Source organism: Bradyrhizobium sp. AC87j1 (assembly GCF_002936975.1).
Taxonomy (GTDB): Bacteria; Pseudomonadota; Alphaproteobacteria; order Rhizobiales; family Xanthobacteraceae; genus Bradyrhizobium; species Bradyrhizobium shewense.
In genome coordinates, this window is sequence record NZ_PTFE01000010.1 from 74,401 (window position 1) to 98,120 (window position 23,720).

The window sequence follows — 23,720 nt, forward strand, 5'->3', positions numbered from 1 at the left end:
TTGCGTTAAGTCTATTGCCCGCCGAGACCCCGCCAACCCCATGACATCGACCTGCGACAACGAGCTTGGTGCACGCCGCGAGCAGGGCCCGGAGGCCCTGGTCGCGCTGAGCCAGCTTGCACTCGACCACATGGAACAAGGCGTCTGCGTCTACGATGCCGACAACCGGATCGTGCTGGTCAACCAGCGTTACCTGTCGCTGTTCGACATGTCGGCCGACATCGTGCGCGTGGGCACGAGCTACCGCGAGGTGCTTGCGCATAGTGCGATGCGCGGCAACTTTCCCCAGGACCAGCTCGACACGCTCTACTCGGCGCGGATCGCGCAGATCGCGGGGGGAAAGCCGTTCCGGACCGAGCAGCAGCTTGCGACCGGCCTCGTGATGTCGCTCGAGCTCAAGCCGCTTCCCGGCGGCGGCTGGATGACGATCTGCGACGATGTCACCCGCCTCGCCCGGCTCGAGGCGGAATTGCGCGTGCAGACCGAGCGCAGCCAGCACGCGCTCTCCAACATGTCGCACGGCCTCATCATGTACGATGCCGACAGCCGTGTCGTCGTCTGCAACGAACGGTTCCTGAACCTCTACGATCTCGACCCCGAGATCGTGAAGCCGGGCGCCTCGCATCGCACGGTGCTCGACCATTGGGTGTCGCGCGGCAATTTGCCCGGCATGGCGGCCGACGAATTCCATAAATCCCGGTTGGAGGACGTGCGCGCCAGAAAGGCGAAATCCCTGCTGGTGATGCGTTATGACGGACGCATGGTGCAGACGGTCTCGCGCTTCCTGCCCGACGGCGGCTGGGTGACCGTGCACGAGGACGTCACCGAGCGGCTGCAATATGAAGAGACGCTGCGGCAGCAGAACTTCATTCTCGATGCCGCGATGGAGAACATGGCGCACGGGCTCGCCTTCTACGACAGCGACATGCGCCTTCGCGTTTGCAACGCCACCTACCGCAAGATCTACCTGCTGTCGCCGGAGGAGACCAGGCCCGGCACGCATCTCGCCGAGCTGATCGAGCGCTCGATGGCGAACGGCGCGTTCTCTTCCGAATACAGCCCGCAACAGCTGCTGGAAGCCGCCAGTGCGAGGATCGCCAATCACGACGCCTCCCCGATGCGCCGTCGGATGTCGAACGACACCGTGATTTCGGTCAGGTACTGCGCTCTGGCCGAGGGCGGCTTCGTCGCCACTTACGAGGACATCACCGAACGCGAGCACGCGATCGAGGAGCTGAGCGAGCAGTATCGCCGCTTCGACGCGGCGTTGAACAACATGAGCCAGGGCCTGTGCATGCTCGATGCGAGCCTGCGCGTCATCGTGTGCAATCGCCGCTACATCGAGATGTACGGCCTGTCGCCTGATGTCGTGAAGCCCGGCGTCTCGATGCGCGAAATCATGGAGCACAGCTGCGAGCTCGGCATTCATCAGAACACCACAGCCACGCGGCTCTATGCCGATTACGTCGAGCGGCTACGCGAGGGCGAGCATACGCTGCACCGCCATTTGAGCGACGGCCGCATCATCAAGCTCAATCACAAGCGGATGGAGCATGGCGGCTGGGTCGTCACCTACGAGGACGTCACCGAGCGCCACAAGGCCCAGGCGCGCGTCGCGCACATGGCGCGGCACGATTCGTTGACCGACCTGCCCAACCGCATGCTGTTCCGCGAAAAGATGGGTGAGGGATTGAACCAGGTCGCGATCGCCGGCGGCGCGATGGCCGTGCTGTGCTTCGACCTCGACAATTTCAAGACCGTCAACGACCGCCTCGGCCACGCCGCCGGCGACCGGCTGCTGCGCTGGGTCGCGGCGCGGCTGAAGGAGAATGTCGGCGAGCACGACACCGTCGCGCGCCTTGGCGGCGACGAGTTCGCCGTCCTCCAGCGCGGACCGCAGCCGCAATCGGCGGAAAAGCTGGCCCGGCGCCTGGTCGAGGTCATCGGTCATCCGCCGCCACTGGAAAGCCAGTCGATCCATGTCGGCGTCTCCGTTGGCATCGCGATCGCGCCCGACCACGGGCTCGATGCCGACGAGCTGATGAAATGCGCCGATCTCGCGCTGTACCAGGCCAAGGCCAAGGGGCGCGGCGCCTATCAGCTGTTCGAGCCCGAGATGGAGGAAGAGGCGCGCAGTCGGCACGCGCTGGAGCACGATCTGCGCGGCGCGCTCGAGGCGCGTGAATTCCATCTGGTGTTCCAGCCGCAGCTGCGGCTCGATTCGTCCGAGCTCACCGGGTTCGAGGCGCTGCTGCGCTGGAAACATCCGTCGCGCGGCTTCGTCTCGCCGGCCGAGTTCATTCCGATCGCTGAAGAGACCGGGCTGATCGTTCCGATCGGCGAATGGGTGCTGCGCAGCGCCTGTGCGACCGCCGCGTCCTGGCCCGATGTCACTGTCGCGGTAAATCTGTCGCCGGTGCAGTTCCGTTCGCGCGGGCTGGTGGCGATGGTCACGAGCGCACTTGCCGAAGCCGGCCTGCCGCCGCAACGGCTCGAGCTCGAGGTCACCGAGACGGCGCTGCTCGACGACAGCGACGCGACGATCGAGATCCTGCACCAGCTTCGCGCGTTAGGGGTACGCGTCAGCCTCGACGATTTCGGCGTCGGCTATTCCTCGCTGAGCTACTTGCGCAAATTTCCATTCGATCGCATCAAGATCGATCGCTCCTTTGTCGGCACGCTCGGCGAAAGTCCGGAGAGCGTTGCCATCGTCCGCACCATCGCGAGCCTCGGCTCCGTGCTCGGCGTCGAAACGACCGCGGAGGGCGTGGAGACCGAGGAACAACTCGACTTCGTCCGCGAATGCGGCTGCACCGCCGTGCAGGGCTATTATTTCGGCAGGCCGTGCCCCGCATCGGAGGTCGGCCGCACCATCGAGACGCTGAGTTCGGTCCGGCGCGTGGCATAACGGCTTCCTCAAATTCCGCCTCTCGGCACACCACCAAACGACGAATTGTCGCATGTGCCGCCTCGACCGGGCTTGCCGCACCGCCCGGCACCCGCGATCTGCGCAATGCGCTTTTCTTCTCCCTCGATTTCAGGAACAATCGCCGCGTAAGAACGAGAAACGGCGGCCCGCAAAGAGGCCGCCGCGAGGGGAGGAGTTTCGATGCCGCGATACGGGCTGAAGACGATCGCATTTGCCGCGATGCATGCTGTCATGGGCGCATTGCTCTCGACTGCCGCCAGCGCGCAGGACTATCCCAGCAAGCCGATCACGCTGATCGTGCCATGGCCGGCCGGCGGATCGACCGATATCTCCATGCGCGCCATCGCCGACAGCGCCTCGAAGGTGCTGGGGCAGCCGATCGTGATCGACAACAAGGCCGGCGGCGGCGGCACGGTGGGCCCGGCGACCATGGCGGCGGCCGCGAAGCCGGATGGCTACACCATCTCGCAGATTCCGATCACCGTGTTCCGCCTGCCCTTGATGCAGGAAGTGTCGTGGGATCCGGCAAAGGACTTCACCTACATCATCCATCTCACCGGCTACACCTTCGGTGTGACCACCAGCGCGGAGTCGCAGTTCAAGAGCTGGAAGGACGTCGTGGAGTTCGCGAAAGCGAATCCGGGCAAGGTGACCTATGCCACGCCGGGCGCCGGCACCTCGCTGCATATCGGCATGGAGCAGATCGCCGCGATGTCCGGCATCAAGCTGACGCAAGTTCCTTTCAAGGGTGGCGCGGAGACCAACGCCGCGGTGCTGGGACAGCACACGATGCTTCAGGCGGACTCCACGGGATGGCGGCCGCTGGTCGACGCCGGCAAGCTGCGGCTGCTGATGGTGTGGACCGGCGCACGCTCGCCGAACTATCCCGACGCGCCGACGCTGAAGGAGCTCGGCTATCCCATGGTCTATGATTCCCCCTTCGGCATCGCCGGCCCGAAAGGCATGGATCCAAAGATCGTCGCCAAGCTGCACGATGCCTTCAAGAAGGCGGTCGAGGATCCCGCGGTGGTCGCGACGCTCGCCAAATACGACATGGTGCCGAACTACAAGAACACCGAGGACTACAAGAAGTTCGTCGTCGAGGTCACGGAGTCCGAGCGCAAGGTGATCGATACGCTCGGGCTTGCGAAGAAGTAGGGCCGAGCCACTTCCGTGTCCCGGACGCGGTGCAGCGCTTCTTCAGCGGTGCACCGCAGAGCCGGGACCCACCTTTGCCACGAACCCATGGGCCCCGGCTCTGCAGCGCACCGCTTCGCGCTGCGCAGCGTCCGGGGAACGGCCGAGAGAGTGCCGATGAGCGATCAAACCAACGTCAAACTCCGCCTCAGCAATTCCGAGCTCTGGGGCGGGCTGATCGGGCTTGGGCTCGGCGGCTTCGTGATCTGGTCCGGCATGAAGCTCAAGCTCGGCAGCATCAACGATCCCGGCTCCGGCTACGTGCTGTTCTACACGGGCATCCTGATGTGCGTGTTCGCAGGCGCCATCATCGTCTCGGCGATCACCGAGGGCGCGCCGACGCTGGCCTCGCGCTGGGAGAATGTGCGCTGGAGCAAGCCGCTCCTGCTGATTGCCTGTCTCGTGGCATTCTCCATTGCACTGGAGCCACTCGGCTTCCTGCTGTCGTCGATCCCCCTGGTGCTGCTGCTGTTGCGGCTGATCGATCCCGTTCGCTGGACGCTGGCGATCCCGATCGCCGTGCTGGTGCCATCAGGCATGTGGTGGGTGCTCAAGCGGCTGCTGTTGATCCAGCTGCCCTCGGGCCTGTTCGGGATCGGCTGACCCTATGGATACGCTTGTCAATGTCGCGCATGGGTTCGGCGTCGCACTGCTGCCGGTCAACCTGCTCTACTGCTTCATCGGTGTCTTCATCGGCACGCTGGTCGGCGTGCTGCCGGGTATCGGGCCGATCTCAGCGATGTCGCTGCTGCTGCCCGTGACGCTATCGGGCACGCCGGAATCCGGCATCATCATGATGGCCGGGATCTATTATGGCTCGATGTATGGCGGCTCGACCACCTCGATCCTGGTCAACATTCCCGGCGAGGCAGCTTCCGTCGTCACCTGCATCGACGGCCACCAGATGGCGAAGCAGGGACGCGCTGGCCCTGCGCTCGGCATTTCCGCCTTCGGCTCCTTCATTGCCGGCACGTTCGCGCTGATCGCCTTGATGCTGGTCGCGCCGAAGCTTGCCAGCGTCGCCATCGCGTTCGGCCCGGCCGAATATTTCAGCCTGATGGTACTCGGCCTCGTGGTGCTCACCTTCCTCACCCAGGGCTCGATGCCGAAGGCATTGCTGATGGCCTGCATCGGCGTCGTGCTCGGACTGATCGGGCTCGACAGCATCACGGCGCAGCCGCGTCTGACCTTCGGCCGCATGGAACTGATCGACGGCATCGGGCTCGTGCCTGTCGTGATGGGCCTGTTCGGCGTTGCCGAGGTGCTGCTCAACACCGAGCAGGCGATCAAGCGCGGCATCATCAACACCAAGATCACCCATCTTCTGCCCACCAGGGAGGACTGGAAAGCGAGTGCAGGTCCGGTCGGGCGCGGCACCATCCTCGGCTTTTTCCTCGGCATCCTGCCGGGCGGCGGCGCCGTCGTGGCGTCCTTCGCCTCCTACGCGCTGGAGAAGCGGCTATCGAAGACACCGGGGCGTTTCGGCCATGGCGCGATCGAAGGCGTCGCCGGCCCGGAATCGGCGAACAATGCCGCGGCGGGCGGCGCCTTCATTCCGCTAATGACGCTCGGCATTCCGCCGAATGTGGTGATGGCGCTGCTGCTCGGCGCCTTCGTCATTCACGGCCTGCAGCCGGGGCCGCTGCTGATCACGCAAAACCCCGGCCTGTTCTGGGGCATCGTCGCCAGCATGTATATCGGCAACGTCATGCTGCTGATCCTGAACCTGCCGATGATCGGCATGTGGGTGCAACTGCTCAAGCTGCCCTACAACATCCTATTCCCCCTGATCATCCTGTTCACGATCCTGGGCGTCTACTGCTCCAGCAACAACGTGTTCGATGTCTATGTGATGATCGCGTTCGGGATCATCGGCTATTTCATGCGCAAGCTCGGCTATGAACCGGCGCCGCTGGTGCTGGCCTTCGTGCTGGGACCGATGATGGAGAACAATCTGCGCAAGTCGCTGATCCTGTCGCAGGGCGATCTCTGGACCTTCGTGCAGCGGCCGATCTCGGGGGTGTGTCTCGTGTTTGCCCTGGTGCTGCTGATCGCGCCGCTATTGCCGTCGCTGCGCAAGAAGCGCGAGCTGGTGGCGCTGGATGAGGGCGCGTGAGAAGATCTCGCAGGGTGGGCAAAGCGACTTGTCCGCCGTAGCTCGAAGAGCGAAGGCGGAAGCGTGCCCACGATCTGTATCCATTACGGAGGAATGGTGGGCACGGCGCAAGTGCGCCTTTGCCCACCCTACGGCATCTCAGCTTGCAGCAGGCAGCGCACTATCCGTTGAAGCGCCCCACGGACGCTCGCCGGATGCCAGCCCGATCAGGCGACCCTGGATGTAGTCGCAGCCCCAGTCGCGCAGCATGCTTGCGGCTTCCTCGTCCTGCACCCATTCAGCGACGGTCTTGATGTCGAGGCGGCGCGCGAGGTCGATCAGGGTCTGCACGAAGGCGCGGTCGTCGGCGGAATGGGTGATGTTCTGCACGAACGCGCCATCGATCTTCACGATATCCACGCCGAGCTTGCGCAAGTTTCGGAACGAGGTGTAGCCGGCGCCGAAATCGTCGATGGCGATGCGGCTGCCGAAATGCTTGAGGCGGCCGACGAAGGCACGGACGTCATCGATGTCCTGGATCGCGACCGTCTCGGTGATCTCGACGATCAGCCGCTCGGCAACGCCGGGATGGGCCTGCATCAGCGATTCGATGCCCGCCCACCAGTCCGGATCCATGGTCGTATCCGGCGAGATGTTGAGGCTGAGGCAGATGTCGGGCGCGGCGGCGAGCTCGGCCACCACGAGCTCGAGCACACGGTGATCGACCAGGCGGATCAGGCCGAGCCGTTCGGCGACCGGCACGATGTCGGGCGCGAGCAGCACCTGGCCGTCGCCCTGGTCCATCCGCACCAGGCATTCATGGAAAGCGCGCTCGCGCGAGCCGGCCGACACCACCGGCTCATAGGCGAGCTTGATGCGGCGCTCGTTCAGCGCGGTGACGATTTCGTCGGTGACGCGGATGTTGACGCGGCGCTGGGCGTCGCGTGTCGCATCCGGACGCCATGCCGCGAACGAGCCGACGCGGCGGCGCTTGGCGGCATCCAGCGTCTCATGGGCACGGTTGACGGCCTCGTCGGTGTTGCGGGCATAGCGCGGTACGCTGACCGCGCCGATCGAGGCGGTGACCGAGACCGGGCCGGATTTGGTCGGCACCACCTCGTCGCGGATGCCGGCAAGGAATCGCTCGGCGGCGACATTCATGTCGTCGACGGTGCAGTTCTTCAGGATCAGGCCGAACTTGTTGCCGGAAAAGCGGCCGAGCACGTCGCCGCCACGCAGGCGTGAGCGGATGCGCTTGGCGACGTCGAGGATCACGGCGTCGGCAACGTCGAAGCCGAAGGCGTCGTTGACGCGGGCGAGATGGTCGATGCCGACCAGCATGAAGGCCGCGGTCGAGCGGAAGCGGGTCGTCTCCTCGATCGCCTCGGCCAGCGCGGCAATCAGATGAGAGCGATTGAGCTCGCCGGTCAGCGGATCGAGCCGGGCCAGCTTGGTCAGCTCCTCGTCGCGGGCGTGGCGTTCATTGTTGATTCGGACCGAGCCGATCGCGCGCACCGGGCGGCCGTCGGGGCCGGCGAACCAGCGGCCCGTCTCCTCGATCCAGATCACGGGATCGGCGGCGCTCATGCGCACGCCGTACTCGACCCGGTAGGGCGTGCCGTCGGCACCATGCACGGCATAGGCTTGCGCCAACGCGGCGGTCCGCAGCGATGGCGCGGGCTCGATCAGCTTGGCGAATTCGGCGCCCGTCGCCAGCCGCTCGGCGGGAATGCCGGGAAAGACGCTGGCGACCTGGTCACCCCAGACGATCGCATCACTGCCAATGTCCCAGGCAAACACGGCCTGGCCGAGGGCGGCCAGAATGTCGGAGGCTTGCGGTAATGCGGGGGTCAAAATCGCCTCGTTTCGGGACAGCGGGAAGTCTGAGCTGACACAGGATAAAGCCAGATTCGTCCCCAACCCTAGGCAAAGTTGATAAACAATTTGGAAACCACGTTTCTACGAGCCGGGGAACCAAACCGGCCCATCCGGCATAGGCCTTGCGAGTACTGACACGCACCCGGCACCAGCGTCCCGAAACGCAACAGGCACTGCCGGATCAACGGTGATGGCGATGTTGAGTACCGATCGATCGGACGCGGCGGAAAACGGCACGGGCACGGCCCTGGTGCCGCTACTGCCGGTTTTGCAATGGGTCCACAAGACGCCGTTGCCGCGTCCCGATCCGAGCTTCGTCGCCCAGCTGATCGCCAATGCCGAACATCTGCCCCAGGCAAGCCGGCTGCGTCGCGCCTCCTCCGAAGATGCGCAGACGGCCTATGGCGGCAAGCGCCCGCTGCAAAGCGTCAGCGCGCGCACGCGGCAGGTGGCTTGAGATCGATCAGCGCGGCGGCGTGTCGGGGGACGGAGACGTGCCGTCGCCCGGCTGCAAATGCGGCGAGGGGACTTCCGGCGAGGGCGTGCTCTGCACCGGCTTCGGTGCGGGAGGATCCATCAACACGGATTCGGCGACCGACTGTGCCGAGGGCGCGGGCGGTGCGGCCGGTGCTGCGATCGGCGCGGCCACCGGCTCGAACTTGGGCTCGGCCACGGCATCGCCCGCCGGAGCTTCCACCTGGCGCTTGGACTTGCGTGGCGCCGGCACCGTTGTCTCGGCGACATAGGTGACGCGGCGGCGCGTGCGCTGGGCAATGCCGCCGAGGAAATCGGCCATCGCGAGCAGCACCAGCAGGAAAAAGGTCGAGTTGCCGAATTTGGGCCACATCACGAATTCGGCAGCGGCCGCGCCGAACAGGATCAGCGACAGCAGATGATCCATCAGGAATTTCGAGCCGGGCCGCGCGCCCTTAATAACTTCGAGCAGCAGCAGTACGATACCGAGCGCCAGCATCACGTCGGCGAGCGTGATCGGCCAGGTCTCGCCTGACACCATCGGCACCTTGAACAGCACATCCGTGAAGGACACGGTTGGCATCAGGAAGGCGATGATGTTGTAGACCGCGAGCGGAATCAGAAGCAGCGGGAAACCGACCATCGGCGAAATGCCTTCTCGATCAAGATATCCAGACAGGACAATGCGGCGGCGAAGCATTAGCTCCGCCGCCGCCACTGTCATATCTCATGGGTTGGCCGAAATCAGGCAGGCCCAATTATCCTGCCTGGAGAAAGGTCCTTAACTCAGGACTCTTTCTTCTTCAGGACCTGACGGCCCTTGTACATGCCGGTCTTGAGGTCGAGATGGTGCGGACGACGCAGCTCGCCGGAGTCCTTGTCTTCCACATAGGTCGGCTTCTTGATGGCGTCTGCCGAGCGGCGCATGCCACGGCGCGACGGCGAGGTTTTTCTTCTCGGAACGGCCATTTCAATATCCTCTAGGGATTGGTGTCATCAGGGCATCGTCCGCGAGGGACGGCTCAGCACCCGCAATCCGAGGCGAGCTGAATGCCGATCAAGGCCGCGCTTATAGAGGAAGGCTGGCCGCAAAGCTAGGCTCTTGGGCCGGAAAATACGCCCGGAAAGGGCCCAAAATCAGCGATTTTCCCGCCAGCAGGTCGCAAGCGAAGAGGCCTGCGCCCTTGCCACATAGGTCCCGGCCAGCCGCCGGACGCCCGGGCCGGGGGTTTTGGCGCTGCGTTTGACCGGATTCGGCAGGATCGAGGCCAGAAGGGCCGCTTCCCGGGGGGAGAGGCCGGCGGCCGATTTGCCGAAGGCATAGGCGCTGGCCGCCCCCACCCCGAACTGGCCCTGCGGGCCGAGCTCGGCGATGTTGAGGTAAATCTCCAGGATCCGCGACTTGGGCAGGACGAGATCGATCCAGAGCGCCAGCGGGAATTCGAGCGCCTTGCGGACGAAATCCCGGCCCTGCCAGAGGAACAAATTCTTCGCGACCTGCTGGGTGATCGTGGAGGCGCCCCGGAACGGCGTACCATCCTCCTGCGCGTCGTCGATCGCCTCGCGTAGCGCGCCCCAATCGATGCCGTGATGCTTGCAGAAATGGGCATCCTCGGCTGCAACCACCGATCGCGGCAGTGAGGGCGACATCGCCGCCAGATCGATCCATTCCCGCTGCATCGGCGCACCGCGAAGCGAGCGCCACGCCATCAGCGTCGAAACCGGATGGCCAATGCGGTAGAAGGGCGCGATCACATAGGGCGCGAGAATGACAACCGCGAGCGCTACCAACAGGATTTTGACGATGCGCAAATCGACCTTTCCGGCATGGAACGAAACGCGGCCACGGCTCTCCCCATTAAGTCTGTGATAATTCTGGCCTTTTCCAGCACTTTTTAGGCCTTCCAAACGATTGACTGGGGCGGGCGCATAAAGGATTGTCCCGCCGAATTTTAGTTCTGGAGCCCTTCTTGATGACCGGCACGTCCCCGTCCGATTTCGCCAAGCGTCTGGACAAGACCGCTGATGACACCGAGGCCCTGCTCGGGCGCCTGTTGTCGGACGACATCCTGCACGATGAGATCGCCCGGCCCAAGCGACTGATGGACGCAATGCGCTATTCGAGCCTGAACGGCGGCAAGCGCCTGCGGCCCTTCCTGGTGGTCGAGAGCGCGGCAGTGTTCGGGGTCTCCCGTGAAGCCGCGCTGCTCGTCGGCGCCGCGCTCGAATGCATCCACTGCTATTCGCTGATCCATGACGACCTTCCGGCAATGGACAATTCGGACCTGCGCCGCGGCCGCCCGACCCTGCACAAGAAGACCGACGACGCGACCGCGATCCTCGCCGGCGACGGTCTGCTGACGCTCGCCTTTGACATCGTCACCCGCGACGAGATTCATCGCGACGCCAATGTGCGGCTGCTGCTGACGCGCGCGCTGGCGCGCTGCGCCGGCATCGGCGGCATGGTCGGCGGCCAGATCCTCGACCTCGCCGGCGAAGGCCGCTTTGGCGGCAACGAGCCGATCGATGTCGCCCGCATTCAGCAGATGAAGACCGGCGCGCTTCTGCGTTACGGCTGCATCGCCGGCGCGATCCTCGGCCAGGCCTCGCAGAAAGAATATCAGGCGCTCGACGATTACGGCCGCGCGCTCGGCGAAGCTTTCCAGATCGCCGACGATTTGCTCGATGTCGAGGGCGATGCGGCGGCCCTCGGCAAGCCGGCCGGCGCCGATGCCGCGCTCGGCAAGACCACCTTCGTCACCCAGCTCGGCATCGAAGGCGCCAAGCAGCGCGTGCGCGACCTGCTCGCCCGGGCCGACAGCGCGGTCTCGATCTTCGGCGATCGCGCCGCCGTGCTGCAGGCCGCCGCGCGGTTTGTCGCCGAGCGGAAGAGCTGACACGCATCGATGGCGGCCGAGGGCAAAGAAGATCCCGTCCTCGTCCGCTTCCGCCAGATGTCGCGGCCGATGCGGCTGCTTTACGCGCGGCCGCGGACCTTCATCGCGCTCGCGGCTGGCGTCCTGGTCTGTCTGCTGCTGCCGGGCTCGCACCGGCTGGTGACACGGCTCCTGTTCGGCTGGGATGCGCTGATCGCGGTCTATCTCGTGCTGGTCTACGCAATGATGCTTTGCAACGACCATCACCACATCCGGCGCGCCGCCGCGATGCAGGACGACGGCCGTTTCGTGATCCTGCTGGTGACGGCGACCGGCGCCTTCGCCAGCATCGCCGCGATCGTCTCAGAGCTCGGCACACCGCATCGGGGCGTGTTGGAGCTGACCATCGCAATCAGCACCATCGCGCTGTCATGGGCCGCCGTGCACACGACCTTCGCGCTGCATTACGCGCATGATTACTATCGGAACGCCAAGCCGGGCGGTCTTCAGTTCCCGAGCGGCGACAAGGAAAACCACGCCGACTATTGGGACTTCGTCTATTTCTCGTTCGTGATCGGCATGACCGCGCAGGTCTCCGACGTCGGCATCACCGACAAGACGATCCGCCGCACGGCCACGGCGCACGGGATCGTGTCGTTCATCTACAACACGGCGTTGCTGGCACTGACGGTCAACATCGCGGCGAGCGCGATTGCGACCTGACATCGTCCCGGCCTTCCGGGACGACGATCTGGATCATGCATGCCCTAACGACACACCTCGGCATTGGCATCGTTGCCGGGGCCGCCGCCGCCGCGATATTCGAGGTGGCAACCGCGGCTGACTGGGCGGCAGCCAGTGTTATTGCAGATGACTTGCCCGCCACCTGCGGCGCGACCGGCGCCAGCCGCGGCAGCAATGCCGGCCGCGGCACCATAGCCGCCCGCCGCGCCGCCGGCCTGAGGACGCTGCCGGGCGGGACGTTCATCACCGTCGTCGCGCTTCGCCGTTGCAGGCTTGGCCGGCTTGGCGGCGCGCTTCTTCTCGCAATCATTGTCGTCGTTGACCGCATAGCCCTCACGGCAGACGATCTTCGTGCACTTGTCGCCATCGGCCTTGAAGCCGTGCTCGCAGACCACCGGGCAGACGCGTGACGGCTTGGCCTTGACCGCATCCAGCGCATCCGTGCTCGCCACCTTCACGTCGAGCTTGGTGCCGGCATAGCGGTTGAACTGCGACAGCGAGCGCTGCGAGGATGTGCTCCAATTGCCGTCGGCGGCGCCCGAGAAGCAGCCGACGCGGCCGAGCTCGGTCTGCACCGAACGGCTGAGATCGGCCGGCGCGGTCGCCGGCGTCAGGGAGGCAACGTTGGTGCCGGCAGGGCTCGCCGTGCTGGCCGGCGCCGCGTTCGGCGCCGCAGCGGCGAGGTTGACGCGCTGCTGCTCGGCGGCAGCTGCCTGCTGCTGCGCCTGCTCCTTGGCCTTCTGCGCAGCGAGCTGCGCCTGCTCGGCGGCCTTCGCATCGGCCGCGGCTCTGGCCTGCGCATCCTTCTGTGCGCCGAGCGCGGCGAGACGATCACGTTCTGCCTCGGCCTGTTTCGCCTTCTCGGTGGCAGCCGCATGGGCCTGCTCGGCACCAATTTTCTCGACTTGAAGCTTGGCGAGGCTCGCATAGAAGCCATCGGGATGCTGGGCGAGGAAGGCGGCCCACGCCGCCTTGTTGCCGACCTGGAGCGCGAGCTCGTAATCGCGGCGGATATCGGCCTGCGGGTTCGGCGCGGGCGCAACCGTTGCTGCGGCCGTCACCTTGACCGGAACCAGCGGCACGTCCTCACCACCGAGGGAGCCGTAGACGAACGGCTCCTGCTTGTTGCCGGTCGACTTGAGCACGTCGTCGCGCACGAAGCCGAAGGCGCGGCGGACGTCGAGGCCGGGTGTCGTCAGATGCTTCGACAGCGCGACCGTAAAGGGGCTGTTGGCGCCGTCGCCGTCCTGGGCGGTGAAGCCGGCCTTCGCCGAATAGGCGATCAGCGTGTTGGGGCTGGTCGGCTCGACCTGGGCGAGGCCCCGGCCGATACCGCGCGCGGCCACCGTGCGCTTCATGGTCTTGCCGAACGGATTGTCGCGGCAGGCATCCAGGATCACCAGCCGAAGCTGTTTTGCCGGTTCGACGGCGACCAGGACGCGGTCGAGCGAGAGCGCCTCGTCATAGACGTCGGTGTCGCGCTCGAGCTTGGCGTCGACGGGGATCAGATAATTCGAGCCCTCGACCTCGATGCCGTGACCGGCATAATACACCACGGCGATGTCGGCATTGCGGGTCGCATCGGCAAAATCTCGCAGCACGCGCCGCGTATCCAGGGCCGATAGATCGTGCCGGAAATCGACGCTGTTGAAACCGGCCTCCTTCAGCGTCTTCGCCATCACCGCACCGTCATTGACGGGATTGGTGAGCGACGGCGCGTGCTGATAGGCCGAATTGGCAATCACCAGCGCGACGCGATTGCCGGCAAGAGCGGGAGCCGTGCCGAACAGCAGCACGGCGGCGAGGAGAAGCGGGCAGAGTCTGAGCAGGTTGCGCATGACACGACTTCCGAAGTTCGGGACGTTTCGGTCCCCCTTGGGACCGCTTTAGCAGGATCCGGTGCCGGCGCTTGTGATTGAGGTCACCAAGGCCGCGCCGGCGACAGCCCGAAGGACCCCCTTTGTTTGTCGCGCCAGCGCGGTCGGGGTTCGCTGCCAAACAGGCGTGCAGACCGAATTCCCCTTAGGCATCGCCAATATGCCCCCGATATTGCGGCAGATTGTCCGTAATCTCGTGCCAGGGCGCCTTCGAGGCCACGAAGATGTGGGCGCTCGGCCGGATCGAGGGGGCATCAACCAGGGTTCCCATGGCGACATGGACCCATTGTCCTTCACGCACCCGGGAATAAAGCAGCGAGCCGCATCGCCCACAATGGGCGTCATGGGTGGTGTCGTCGCCGAAAATCATCCGCTGGTTTTCCCCCCGGACAATGCGGAGCTTGTCCTGCGCGATGCCGGCGAACGGCTTGAAGGCGGAGCCGGTAGTGCGACGGCAGTTCGAGCAGTGGCAGTTCATCGCATAGGAGAACGCATCGGCCACCTCAAAGCGCACGGCGCGGCAGTAGCATTCGCCGATCAGGATACGAGCGTTCGAAGTTTCTGATCCGGTCATTCCAACACCCTCGCGCGATTGACGAGAGACACCCATAGCGCATTTCGATGTGTAGGACTAAGTTCCGCCCAAGCCATCATGCAAAAGGATGACCCATGAGCCAGAACCGTTCGAGTGTCGAAGCCGTCGTGCAATCCTATTTCGACGGGCTTTACGAGGGTGACGCCGAGAAGCTCGGCACCATCTTCCATCCCTCCGCTGACTTGCGCTGGGTCGAGAAGGGCGAGCTCCAGGTCCTGACCGTGCCCGACTGGCTCGACCGCGTCCGCAAGCGCGCCTCCGCCAAGGCCGAAGGCAAGCCGCGCGAGGATTTCATCGTCACCATCGACCGTTCGGACGACAAGACCGCCTTCATCAAGGTCCGTTGCCAGCTGCCGCCGCGTTTCTTCACCGATTATCTGGTGGCGATGAAGCTCGCCGACGGCTGGCAGATCGTGTCGAAGTCGTATCGTTATGATTTGGGGGAGTGAGGCTCGACGTTCCGCTGCCTGAATTCGGACGCGCTCGATATCCATTCTGCATCATTGCAAGCATAACTCTCGCCGCGTCATTGCGAGGAGCTCTTGCGACGAAGCAATCCAGAATCTCTCCGCGGAAGGATTCTGGATTGCTTCGCTGCGCTCGCAATGACGGCGCGGATGAAGCGTGCGTAATCTCTTCCATCTCTTCTCCCGAAAGCTCCCCATGTGTCTCGACCGCCGCTCCCTGCTCGCCTCGCTGTGCTGGATCGCCGCCTCTCCCGCGTTGGCCGCTGAGGCACCGCCTGAGTTCGAAACCTATGAGCGCGAGAGCGGTGGACGGATCGGGGTCTATGCAGAGAACCTTGCGACCGGCAAAAAACTCGCATGGCGCGCCGACGAGCGCTTCGTCATGTGCTCGACCTTCAAGGCCTCGCTTGCGGCTTGCGTGCTGGCCCGGGTCGACCGCGGCGAGGAGCAGCTTGCGGCCATGATCGCTTACGGCAAGGCCGACCTCTTGGACTACGCGCCGGTCGCCAAACAGAATCTTGCGGCCGGCGCGATGTCGGTCAGCGACATGTGCAAGGCGATCGTCGAGCTCAGCGACAATACCTGCGCAAATCTGCTGCTGGCGCGGATCGGCGGCCCCGCCACCCTCACCGCCTTCTGGCGATCGCTCGGCGACACCACCTCCCGGCTCGACCACAACGAGCCAGAACTCAACCGCTCGCCGCCGGGCGATCCCCACGACACCACGACCCCGGCGGCGATGGCAGGAAATTTGCGGCGCCTGGTGGTGGGCGAGGCGCTGTCGCCGGCCTCGCGTGCCCTGCTCACCGACTGGATGGTGAACTGCAAGACCGGCGCGAACCGGTTGCGCGGCGGCCTCCCCGCAGGCTGGACCATCGGCGACAAGACCGGCAACAACGGCAAGGACGCCTCGGGTGATATCGCGGTCGTCTGGCCCAAGCCCGGGACGCCGATCCTGATCGCGGCCTATACCCAGGGCGGCACGCCGAATGCGGCGCAGATCGAAGCCGCCTTTGCACGCATCGGGCGGATGGTGGCCGAGCGGCTGGCGTAAGCCGCGCGCATTGACGTAGCAGTCGCTTCCGGGTCAAGACAGACCATCATGGAAGCGAAGTTTCAGACCTTTCTCATCCTGCTCGCCGTATTGGCAGGCGTGGCGTTGGCCGCACGCCGCTTCAACGTCGCCCCCGCCATCCTGCTGATGCTGGCCGGCGTCGGCCTCGCCTTCGTGCCGGGCATGCCCCCGGTGGAATTGCCGCCGGAACTGGTGCTGCTGATGGTGCTACCGCCGCTGATCTACTCGGCGAGCGTCGCCATGAGCTGGCGTGAGTTCAAGAAAAATTTGCGTCCCATCGTGCTGCTCGCGGTCGGAGCCGTGATCTTCACCGCAGCGATGGTGGCGGCCGCCACGCACTATATGATCGGCCTGCCCTGGACCATCGGCTTCCTGCTCGGCGCCATCGTCGCGCCGCCCGACGTGGTGGCGCCGCTCGCGATCGCGCGCCGGCTCAACATGCCGCGGCGCCTCCTGGTCATCCTCGAGGGTGAGGGGCTCGCCAATGATGCCACTGCGCTGACCCTCTACCGCTTCGCGCTGGCCGCCATCATGGTCGGGCATTTTTCGCTGCCGCTCGCGGCCGGCGAATTCCTCCTCATCGTCGCCAGCGAGATCGCGTTCGGCATCGGCGTCGGTTGGCTCTCCCTTCGCTTCCGCAAATGGTCCGGGGATCCGCAGGTCGAGCTGACGCTGTCGCTGATCACCCCCTACGTGTCCTACTGGCTGCCCGAGCATATCGGCGGCTCCGGGGTGATCGCGACGGTGGCCTGCGGCCTCTATGTGAGCTGGAACGGCCCGCTGCTGATCTCGTCGGCAACGCGCCTGCAGGGCATCTTCTTCTGGGACCTCGTGATCTACCTGATCGAGGGCGTGCTGTTCCTGCTCACCGGATTCCAGATGCGCGCGCTCTACGAGAAATCGAAGGCGTTCCCGCTCGACGACATCCTGATCGCAACCGCCGTGGTCCTGGTGATCGTCGTGGTCGCGCGCTTCGCCTGGCTCTATCCCGCAACCTATCTGCCGCGGATGCTCAGCAGATCGTTGCGCGAGCGCGATCCGTCGCCGCCCTGGCAATGGCCGTTCGTGCTCGCCTTCACCGGCGTGCGCGGCGCAGTGTCGCTCGCGGCCGCGCTGGCACTGCCGTTCACGCTGCCGGATGGCGATGCATTTCCGTATCGCGACCTGATCCTGTTCGTGGCCTTCGGCGTCATCTTCGTCACGCTGATCGGCGTCGGGCTAACGCTGCCGCCGGTGGTGCGGTGGCTCGGCGTCGCCGAGGCCGGCCGTAACGAGCATGCCGCCGAGCACGAGGCCGAGATCGCCGCGCGCCGCCAGGCGCTGGATGCAGCACTGAAATCGCTCGACGCGCTGACCGAGGAGAAGGAGGTGTCCGACGAAGTGATGCGGCTCCTGCGTGCCCGCCACGACATCCGCGTCAACCAGCTGCCTGATTCACTCGATCCCACCCACCACGACGTCTCGGCCGCCGGTACCGCGCTGACCCGCGACCTGATCGCCGCCGAACGAAAATTCATCCACGATCTCCTGCGCGACGGCCAGATCACCGACGAGACCCGCCGCCGGATCGAGCGCGATCTGGATCTGGAGGAAGCCAGCCTGGCGAACCGGGAGTATCGGCGGACACCGCTGTAGCCTCCCGTCATTGCGTGGAGCCGTTGCGACGAAGCAAGCCAGACCGCCTTCACGGAAAGACTCTGGATTGCTTCGCTGCGCTCGCAATGACGGCGGGAGCAACTACCGCTTCGCGCAAAACTCCCCTATGGCCGACGCCACGGCAGCCGCAATCGTTTCATGCCGCTCGGGTGCGTTCATCGCCATTTCCTCGTCGCGGTTGATGATGGAGCCGGCCTCGAGCAGCACTGCGGCGCTGCTGGTCCGCGACAGGACGACGAGCCCGTCATAGCGGTAGACGCCGAAATCCTTGTCGAGCAACTGGCGCCGGTAACGGCCCATCAGCGGCAAAGTGTATTGGCTGGCATAGTGCAGGCCTTGCTCCTTCAACTGCCTGCCGATCATCCGGGCCAGCATCAGGCTGGTGGCGAAGTGGGAATTCCGCTGCGACACGAACAGCGAGTGGCCCGAAAAGCGATCGCTGAAATAGCTCTTCGCACCATCGAATTCCCAGGTCTCGAGCAACTTGTCCGGCACCGAATCGTGATGGATCGACAGGAAGAGATCGGCGTGCGACCCATTGGCGCTGCCGACACGTTTGAACAGGCTGGGCCGCGCCTTGCCGTCCGTGACGAGCAGGCGTGTTGCGGCAAAGCCTTCGGACTTGAGCTTCGCCGTGATGAGTCTTGCGAGACGGAAGTTGAAGCCGAACTCCGGATCGTTGCGCGCGCTCAATGCGCCGTAGGAGTCCGGCGTATGCCCGACATCCACGACGATCCGGAATTTCGGCATCTCGCATTTGGCCGGCGCGGGCGAAGGCCTGGGCCTCGCTTTCGCGACCTTTCGGGCCGAGGCGGCCAGACCCGCATCGATCGGCGGAAGCAATAGCGCGACCAGCGACACCAGGAGAATTGCGACGATGTCCCGCCCTGACGACAAATCCTACTCCGCTGCCGCGATGCGTGGCCGGCCGACGAAGCCCGCGACATCGCCGAATCGTTCGAGCATGACCGCGGGCAAATCCTTCGACTTGCTGGTGACGCAGGCGCCCGAGCGCACTGCATAGCGATCCTGATGCGCCGCCTGCGGCGGGGCCTCGCCCTGCTGGAGCGCCCGCGCCAGATCCATCACCACTTTGCGAAAATGCATGATGCCGAGATCGGTCGGCCCGAGATGCTCGCGGGTGCGGTCGGCGATCGGCCCCTGGCTGTCCTGCACGGCGGCGTCCTGCTCGGAGACACCCTTGATGCCGGTGTAGCTCCTGGTCTTCTGCAGCTTGCGGTCGATCAGGTAGTCGTTCCCCTTATGGCGCAGCGGCACGTAATTTTCGTCGACCTCCGCGATCACGCCATTGCCGCGGTCGTAGGCGTCGCGCTCTGCTTGCGTCAGGGGCCGCTCCGGATTCCAGGCATAGGTGTAGATCCAGCAATTGGTGTCGGTCACAGGCACGAAGGTCTGGCCAAAAATGCTCTCGCCCGGCATCGCGCTCGGCGCGTAGGCGTGAAACGGCATCAGGAATTGCGCGATGCGCCAGTAGATGCTGTCGCCGCCGGTGAGCCGGCCGCCGGCAATGGTCAGCCCGGCCTCGTGCGGGCTGATCTTGATCACCGGTCGCGGGTCTTCCGCGATCCAGCGCATGTGATCGCTCGACATCCGCGCGATCGGATTCACAAAATGCTTCTTGATGTCCAGGATCTCGTTCTCGTCCTTGTCGAAGGAGAGATGGGCGAAGGTGAAATGCGCGGTGTCGATCGAGCCTTCCAGCGCCTGCACCCAGTTGCAGTCCTGCCATTTCTTGCTGACATAGCGGTGCGCGGCCGGCAACAGCGCCATTTCGAGATCGGGCAGCTCGGGCATCGCCTCAAGCGGCCCCATATAGGCCCAGATCATCTCGCCCCATTCGCGCACCGGATAGGATTTGATGCGGATCAGGTCCTTGGCGTTGAGATCGGGATAAGAGGTCGGCATGTCCAGGCAGCGCCCGTCGGTGTCGAATTTCCAGCCGTGATAGACGCAGCGGATGCCGCATTCCTCGTTTCGCCCCAGCCAGAGATTGGCGCCGCGATGCGGGCAATATTGATCGATGACCCCGACGACGCCGCGCGTGTCGCGGAAGGCGAGCAATTCCTCGCCGAGCACGGTGATCTTCTTCGGTTCGCCGTCCGGTTCGGGGAGTTCTTCGGACAGCAGGACGGGAATCCAGAAACGGCGCAGCAATTTGCCCATGCCGGTGCCAGGGCCGGCCTCGGTCAGGAATTTGTTGTCCTCGGCGCGGAGCATGGCTGATCCTCCCGAATATTGTCGGGAAGATTGGCGCGAGAGTGAGAGAACGTCAACGCAAGAACAGCCCTCGTAGGGTGGGCAAAAGGCGCGCCCTTTGCGCCGTGCCCACCGTCCTGTTGCGTGTACGGCGAGATGGTGGGCACGGCGCTGACGCGCCTTTGCCCACCCTACCGCACCGTCTTCTTAAACCGGCCGCTCGCCCTTCACGGTCACCCGCGTGCCCGAGCGCGTGTGGGGCCAGTAGTCCCACATCGCGCGGTGCTGAGTGCAGCGGTTGTCCCAGAAGGCGATGGCGTTCTCGGTCCAGCGGAAGCGGCACTGGAACAGCGGGTTCTCGGCGTGCTGGTAGAGATAGGCGAGCATCGCGTCGCTCTCGTCGCGCGGGATGCCGTTGATGTGGCGAGTGAAGCCGCGATTGACGTAGAGCGCCTTTCTGCCAGTGACGGGATGCGTCCGCACCACGGGGTGCTCGGCGCTCGGATAGGACGGACGGTCGGCAACGCCATAGTTCGCATAGAGCCCGCGATAGATCGGCTCGCCGTCATGCAGCGCGGTGAGCCCATCGAGATAGGTCTTCATGCGGTCGGACAGCGCATCATAGGCGGCGTACATGTTGGCGAACAGCGTGTCGCCGCCGCGCGGCGGGCACTGCTTGATGTAGAGGATCGAGCCCATCGGCGGCTCGAGATCGCAGGACACGTCGGAGTGCCAGCCCTCGCCGTTGGCGCGCGGCGAGTTCTTGTGCGCGTAGATCTTCATCAGCGCCGGGTCTTCGTCCTCATGCGGCGCGGCGGGATGGAAATGCAGCTCGCCGAACTTACGACCGAAGGCGAGATGCTGCTGCGGCGTGATTTGCTGGTCGCGAAAGAAGATGACGAGGTTTTCGGCGAGCGCGCGATGGATCTCGTCCATCTGCTGATTTGAGCGCGCGTCGTCGGAGACGAGCCTTCCGATGTCGACGCCCGATATTTCCGCGCCGATGATGGGCGTGAGCTTCTCGACCGCGATGGTCTGGTAGGGCGCGCCGTCCTCCGCCGCGTGGCGATAGCGCGGGCCTTGCTTGCCGGCGAGTGAGCTCATGGGCGTTGCTCCCGATCATTGTTGATTGGGAGCTATCGTAGCGCGCAACGACAGATACGCAATCTGCGCTGCAACCACAGCTGTCGTCCCGGGGCGCGCGTAGCGCGAACCCGGGACCCATAACCGGATCTGGTTTGGCGAAGACTCGGAGTGACAGCCCGTCATAACCACACAGTCCTGTGGTTATGGGTCCCGGATCGGCGCGCGCTTGAGGCGCGCTTGTCCGGGACGACGGAAGCGCGTGGCGCGCGAGCGGAGTGAAATCACTCCGCCGCGGTCACCGGCACCTTGGCGCCCTGGCCGTAACGCTGCTCGATGTAGTCGATGACCAGCGCCTTGAAGTCGGCGGAGATGGTCGGGCCGCGCAGCGTGCGGAACTTCTTGCCGTCGACGAAAACCGGCGCGGCAGGCGCTTCGCCGGTGCCCGGCAGCGAGATGCCGATATTGGCGTGCTTGGATTCGCCGGGGCCGTTGACGATGCAGCCCATCACCGCGACGTTGAGCTCCTCGACGCCGGGAAATTTCGTCTTCCACGTCGGCATCTCGTCGCGGATGAACTCCTGGATCGAGCTTGCCAGCTCCTGGAACGTGGTCGAGGTGGTGCGGCCGCAACCGGGACAGGCCGCGACTAGGGGCACGAAGGTGCGGAAGCCCATCGTCTGCAACAGCTCCTGGCCGACCTGCACCTCGCGGGTGCGGTCGCCACCGGGCTCCGGCGTCAGCGAGATGCGGATGGTGTCGCCGATGCCCTGCTGAAGCAGGATGCCGAGCGCGGCGGAGGAGGCAACGATGCCCTTGGTGCCCATGCCGGCCTCGGTGAGGCCGAGATGGATGGCGTAATCGGAACGGCTGGCGAGAACCTCGTAGACCGCGATCAGATCCTGCACCGCCGAGACCTTTGCGGAGAGGATGATGCGGTTCTTGGGCATGCCGAGCTCTTCGGCGCGCGCCGCCGACAGCAGCGCCGACTGCACCATGGCTTCGCGCATCACCGCGCGCGCATCGCGCGGGTCGGACGAGGCGGTGTTCTCGTCCATCAGCTTGGTCAGCAGTTCCTGGTCGAGCGAGCCCCAATTGGCGCCGATGCGGACCGGCTTGTTGTTCTTGTTGGCGATCTCGATGATGTCGGCGAACTGGGTGTCGCGCTTGTCCTTGAAGCCGACATTGCCGGGATTGATGCGGTACTTGGCGAGCGCCTCGGCGCAGGCCGGGTAGGCCGCCAGCAGCTTGTGGCCGATATAATGGAAGTCGCCGATCAGCGGCGTGGTGATACCGCGCTTGGCGAGGCCGTCGCGAATGTGCGGAACGGCGGCCGCGGCTTCCTCCCGGTCCACGGTGATGCGGACCATTTCGGAGCCGGCGCGCGCGAGCGCTGCGACCTGGGCAATGGTACCGTCGATGTCGGCGGTGTCGGTGTTGGTCATCGACTGCACGACGATCGGCGCACCGCCGCCGACGGCGACGTCGCCGACCTTGACCTGGGTGGTGTGATGGCGCGGCGCAGGCCCCGCGATGTCGGAATCGATGGTGGTTTCGGGCTTGTTCATGGGGTCCAAATATCAGGTTTTGGTGACGTTCAGCAATGCATCGCGCGGCGCCGCAGCGACTTGGCTCGGACGGTTAACCAGAAAAAGCCCAGCAATTACAAGGACGGCGGCCGCCCCGAACGCCAAGCTTAGGGTGTCGTGCATGATGAAATAGCTACCCACGACGCCAAACAAAGGGGTGATGAAGGTAAAAGCCGACAATTTGCTGGCCGAATAGGCCTTCACCAGAGCGAACCAAAGCGTGAACGTGGTTCCAACCACCCAGATCGCCTGGAAGGCCATCAGGCCGAGCGACAGCGGCGCCGGCGTATGCGTGATGGTCTCGCCGAACAACCAGGCCGCCAGTCCCAGGATCGGGATCGAGATCGCCACCTGATAACCCAGCGCCTTCTCGGGCGCGGCGAACCGCAACCTCGTGCCCTTGGCTACCAGCGTGGTGGCCGCCCACAGCGCGGCGCCACCGACGATCATGAGGTCGCCGAGCAGGACATGCGAATCGACATTGGGCTGCGGCACGCCAATCGCGAGGGCGACGCCGGCAAAGCTGATGGCGAGGCCCAGCCATTGCGAGGCGCCAAGCCGTTCGCCGAGCACCTGATAAGAGCCGAGCGCGACGAAGAACGGCGCGGTGTAGAGGAACACCACTGCGCGCGAGGCTGACGTGAGACGCAGCCCCTGGAAGATCAGCACGAATTCGATGCCGAACATCAGCCCGGCAATCAGGCCCGGCTTCCACGTGCCATCATTCTCGAAGAATTTGACGCCGCGAAACGTGCCGATGAGGAACAGCACCGGCAGCGCGCCCGCCGACCGGATCGTGGCCTGCAGCATCGGCGGAATGTCCGGCAGCACCAGCTTCACCGCGATCTGGTTGAACCCCCAGGTCAGGCACAGCATGAGCATCAAGGCGATGGCGCCGGCACTGAGGGGACGTGCGGCGGAATAGTTGGCTTGTGGCGAGGACATCTCTTCCCGATTACCGGCTTTGC

Annotated in this window: 21 protein-coding genes; 10 read left to right on the forward strand and 11 right to left on the reverse strand. The window is 65.0% G+C overall.

Going from position 1 to position 23,720, the window contains the following annotated elements; all coding sequences use genetic code 11:
* Positions 1-40: 40 nt before the first annotated feature.
* The 4 genes from CV770_RS08590 to CV770_RS08605 all read left to right on the forward strand — a co-directional run bounded on the left by CV770_RS08590 (position 41) and on the right by CV770_RS08605 (position 6,242).
* Positions 41-2,908 carry a PAS-domain containing protein gene (locus CV770_RS08590; protein ID WP_104462015.1) on the forward strand — a complete coding sequence of 956 codons (2,868 nt, stop codon included), beginning with the start codon at positions 41-43 and terminating at the stop codon, positions 2,906-2,908.
* Positions 2,909-3,109: 201 nt separating this feature from the next.
* Positions 3,110-4,087: a tripartite tricarboxylate transporter substrate binding protein gene (locus tag CV770_RS08595; protein ID WP_091964436.1), complete on the forward strand. Its 978-nt coding sequence runs from the start codon at positions 3,110-3,112 to the stop codon at positions 4,085-4,087.
* A 156-nt stretch (positions 4,088-4,243) separates the two neighbouring features.
* Positions 4,244-4,729 (forward strand): tripartite tricarboxylate transporter TctB family protein, encoded by a 486-nt coding sequence (locus tag CV770_RS08600; RefSeq protein WP_104462041.1) that lies wholly within the window; start codon positions 4,244-4,246, stop codon positions 4,727-4,729.
* Positions 4,730-4,733: 4 nt separating this feature from the next.
* Complete coding sequence (locus CV770_RS08605) at positions 4,734-6,242, forward strand: tripartite tricarboxylate transporter permease (RefSeq protein WP_104462016.1); 1,509 nt, start codon at positions 4,734-4,736, stop codon at positions 6,240-6,242.
* 138 nt (positions 6,243-6,380) lie between these two features.
* Here CV770_RS08605 and CV770_RS08610 read toward each other — a convergent pair whose 3' ends face one another.
* Complete coding sequence (locus CV770_RS08610; protein ID WP_104462017.1) at positions 6,381-8,075, reverse strand: bifunctional diguanylate cyclase/phosphodiesterase; 1,695 nt, start codon at positions 8,073-8,075, stop codon at positions 6,381-6,383.
* Positions 8,076-8,295: 220 nt separating this feature from the next.
* Here CV770_RS08610 and CV770_RS08615 point away from each other — a divergent pair, with 220 nt between their 5' ends.
* The gene (locus CV770_RS08615; RefSeq protein ID WP_038970702.1) at positions 8,296-8,556 is read left to right on the forward strand and encodes a hypothetical protein; all 261 of its coding nucleotides are present in this window, start codon (positions 8,296-8,298) and stop codon (positions 8,554-8,556) included.
* A gap of 6 nt (positions 8,557-8,562) precedes the next feature.
* On the opposite strand, the gene CV770_RS08620 is transcribed toward CV770_RS08615, so the two are convergent.
* The 3 genes from CV770_RS08620 to mtgA form a co-directional block, all read right to left on the reverse strand.
* Entirely contained in the window at positions 8,563-9,216 is a 654-nt protein-coding gene (locus CV770_RS08620; RefSeq protein ID WP_165637660.1) for a hypothetical protein, read from the reverse strand.
* Positions 9,217-9,359: 143 nt separating this feature from the next.
* Positions 9,360-9,542, reverse strand: coding sequence for a 50S ribosomal protein L32 (gene rpmF / locus CV770_RS08625; RefSeq protein ID WP_007598106.1), 183 nt, complete (start codon positions 9,540-9,542; stop codon positions 9,360-9,362).
* A gap of 168 nt (positions 9,543-9,710) precedes the next feature.
* Positions 9,711-10,385: a monofunctional biosynthetic peptidoglycan transglycosylase gene (mtgA, locus tag CV770_RS08630; RefSeq protein WP_104462018.1), complete on the reverse strand. Its 675-nt coding sequence runs from the start codon at positions 10,383-10,385 to the stop codon at positions 9,711-9,713.
* Positions 10,386-10,546: 161 nt separating this feature from the next.
* On the opposite strand from mtgA, the gene CV770_RS08635 reads away from it, so the two are divergent.
* Positions 10,547-11,470 carry a polyprenyl synthetase family protein gene (locus tag CV770_RS08635; protein ID WP_091964450.1) on the forward strand — a complete coding sequence of 308 codons (924 nt, stop codon included), beginning with the start codon at positions 10,547-10,549 and terminating at the stop codon, positions 11,468-11,470.
* A gap of 9 nt (positions 11,471-11,479) precedes the next feature.
* Complete coding sequence (locus CV770_RS08640; RefSeq protein ID WP_091964453.1) at positions 11,480-12,172, forward strand: DUF1345 domain-containing protein; 693 nt, start codon at positions 11,480-11,482, stop codon at positions 12,170-12,172.
* 44 nt (positions 12,173-12,216) lie between these two features.
* Here the strand turns inward: CV770_RS08640 and CV770_RS08645 are convergent, their stop codons facing one another.
* A complete protein-coding gene (locus CV770_RS08645) occupies positions 12,217-14,031 on the reverse strand; it encodes a caspase family protein (protein ID WP_104462019.1) in 1,815 nt (604 codons plus the stop codon).
* Positions 14,032-14,215: 184 nt separating this feature from the next.
* A complete protein-coding gene (locus tag CV770_RS08650) occupies positions 14,216-14,644 on the reverse strand; it encodes a GFA family protein (RefSeq protein WP_104462020.1) in 429 nt (142 codons plus the stop codon).
* A gap of 95 nt (positions 14,645-14,739) precedes the next feature.
* Here CV770_RS08650 and CV770_RS08655 point away from each other — a divergent pair, with 95 nt between their 5' ends.
* The 3 genes from CV770_RS08655 to CV770_RS08670 all read left to right on the forward strand — a co-directional run bounded on the left by CV770_RS08655 (position 14,740) and on the right by CV770_RS08670 (position 17,842).
* Entirely contained in the window at positions 14,740-15,114 is a 375-nt protein-coding gene (locus CV770_RS08655; RefSeq protein ID WP_104462021.1) for a nuclear transport factor 2 family protein, read from the forward strand.
* Between the two features lie 214 nt (positions 15,115-15,328).
* A complete protein-coding gene (bla, locus tag CV770_RS08665; RefSeq protein WP_104462023.1) occupies positions 15,329-16,186 on the forward strand; it encodes a class A beta-lactamase in 858 nt (285 codons plus the stop codon).
* Between the two features lie 48 nt (positions 16,187-16,234).
* Entirely contained in the window at positions 16,235-17,842 is a 1,608-nt protein-coding gene (locus tag CV770_RS08670) for a Na+/H+ antiporter (protein ID WP_201759762.1), read from the forward strand.
* Positions 17,843-17,944: 102 nt separating this feature from the next.
* Here the strand turns inward: CV770_RS08670 and CV770_RS08675 are convergent, their stop codons facing one another.
* From CV770_RS08675 to CV770_RS08695, 5 genes are all read right to left on the reverse strand, one after another.
* The gene (locus CV770_RS08675; RefSeq protein ID WP_201759763.1) at positions 17,945-18,760 is read right to left on the reverse strand and encodes an N-acetylmuramoyl-L-alanine amidase; all 816 of its coding nucleotides are present in this window, start codon (positions 18,758-18,760) and stop codon (positions 17,945-17,947) included.
* 3 nt (positions 18,761-18,763) lie between these two features.
* Entirely contained in the window at positions 18,764-20,101 is a 1,338-nt protein-coding gene (locus tag CV770_RS08680) for a Rieske 2Fe-2S domain-containing protein (RefSeq protein WP_104462025.1), read from the reverse strand.
* A gap of 186 nt (positions 20,102-20,287) precedes the next feature.
* Complete coding sequence (locus tag CV770_RS08685; RefSeq protein WP_104462026.1) at positions 20,288-21,184, reverse strand: TauD/TfdA dioxygenase family protein; 897 nt, start codon at positions 21,182-21,184, stop codon at positions 20,288-20,290.
* Positions 21,185-21,447: 263 nt separating this feature from the next.
* Positions 21,448-22,731: a flavodoxin-dependent (E)-4-hydroxy-3-methylbut-2-enyl-diphosphate synthase gene (gene ispG, locus CV770_RS08690; RefSeq protein WP_091964477.1), complete on the reverse strand. Its 1,284-nt coding sequence runs from the start codon at positions 22,729-22,731 to the stop codon at positions 21,448-21,450.
* A gap of 12 nt (positions 22,732-22,743) precedes the next feature.
* Positions 22,744-23,697 (reverse strand): DMT family transporter, encoded by a 954-nt coding sequence (locus CV770_RS08695; protein ID WP_091964480.1) that lies wholly within the window; start codon positions 23,695-23,697, stop codon positions 22,744-22,746.
* Positions 23,698-23,720: the final 23 nt, after the last annotated feature.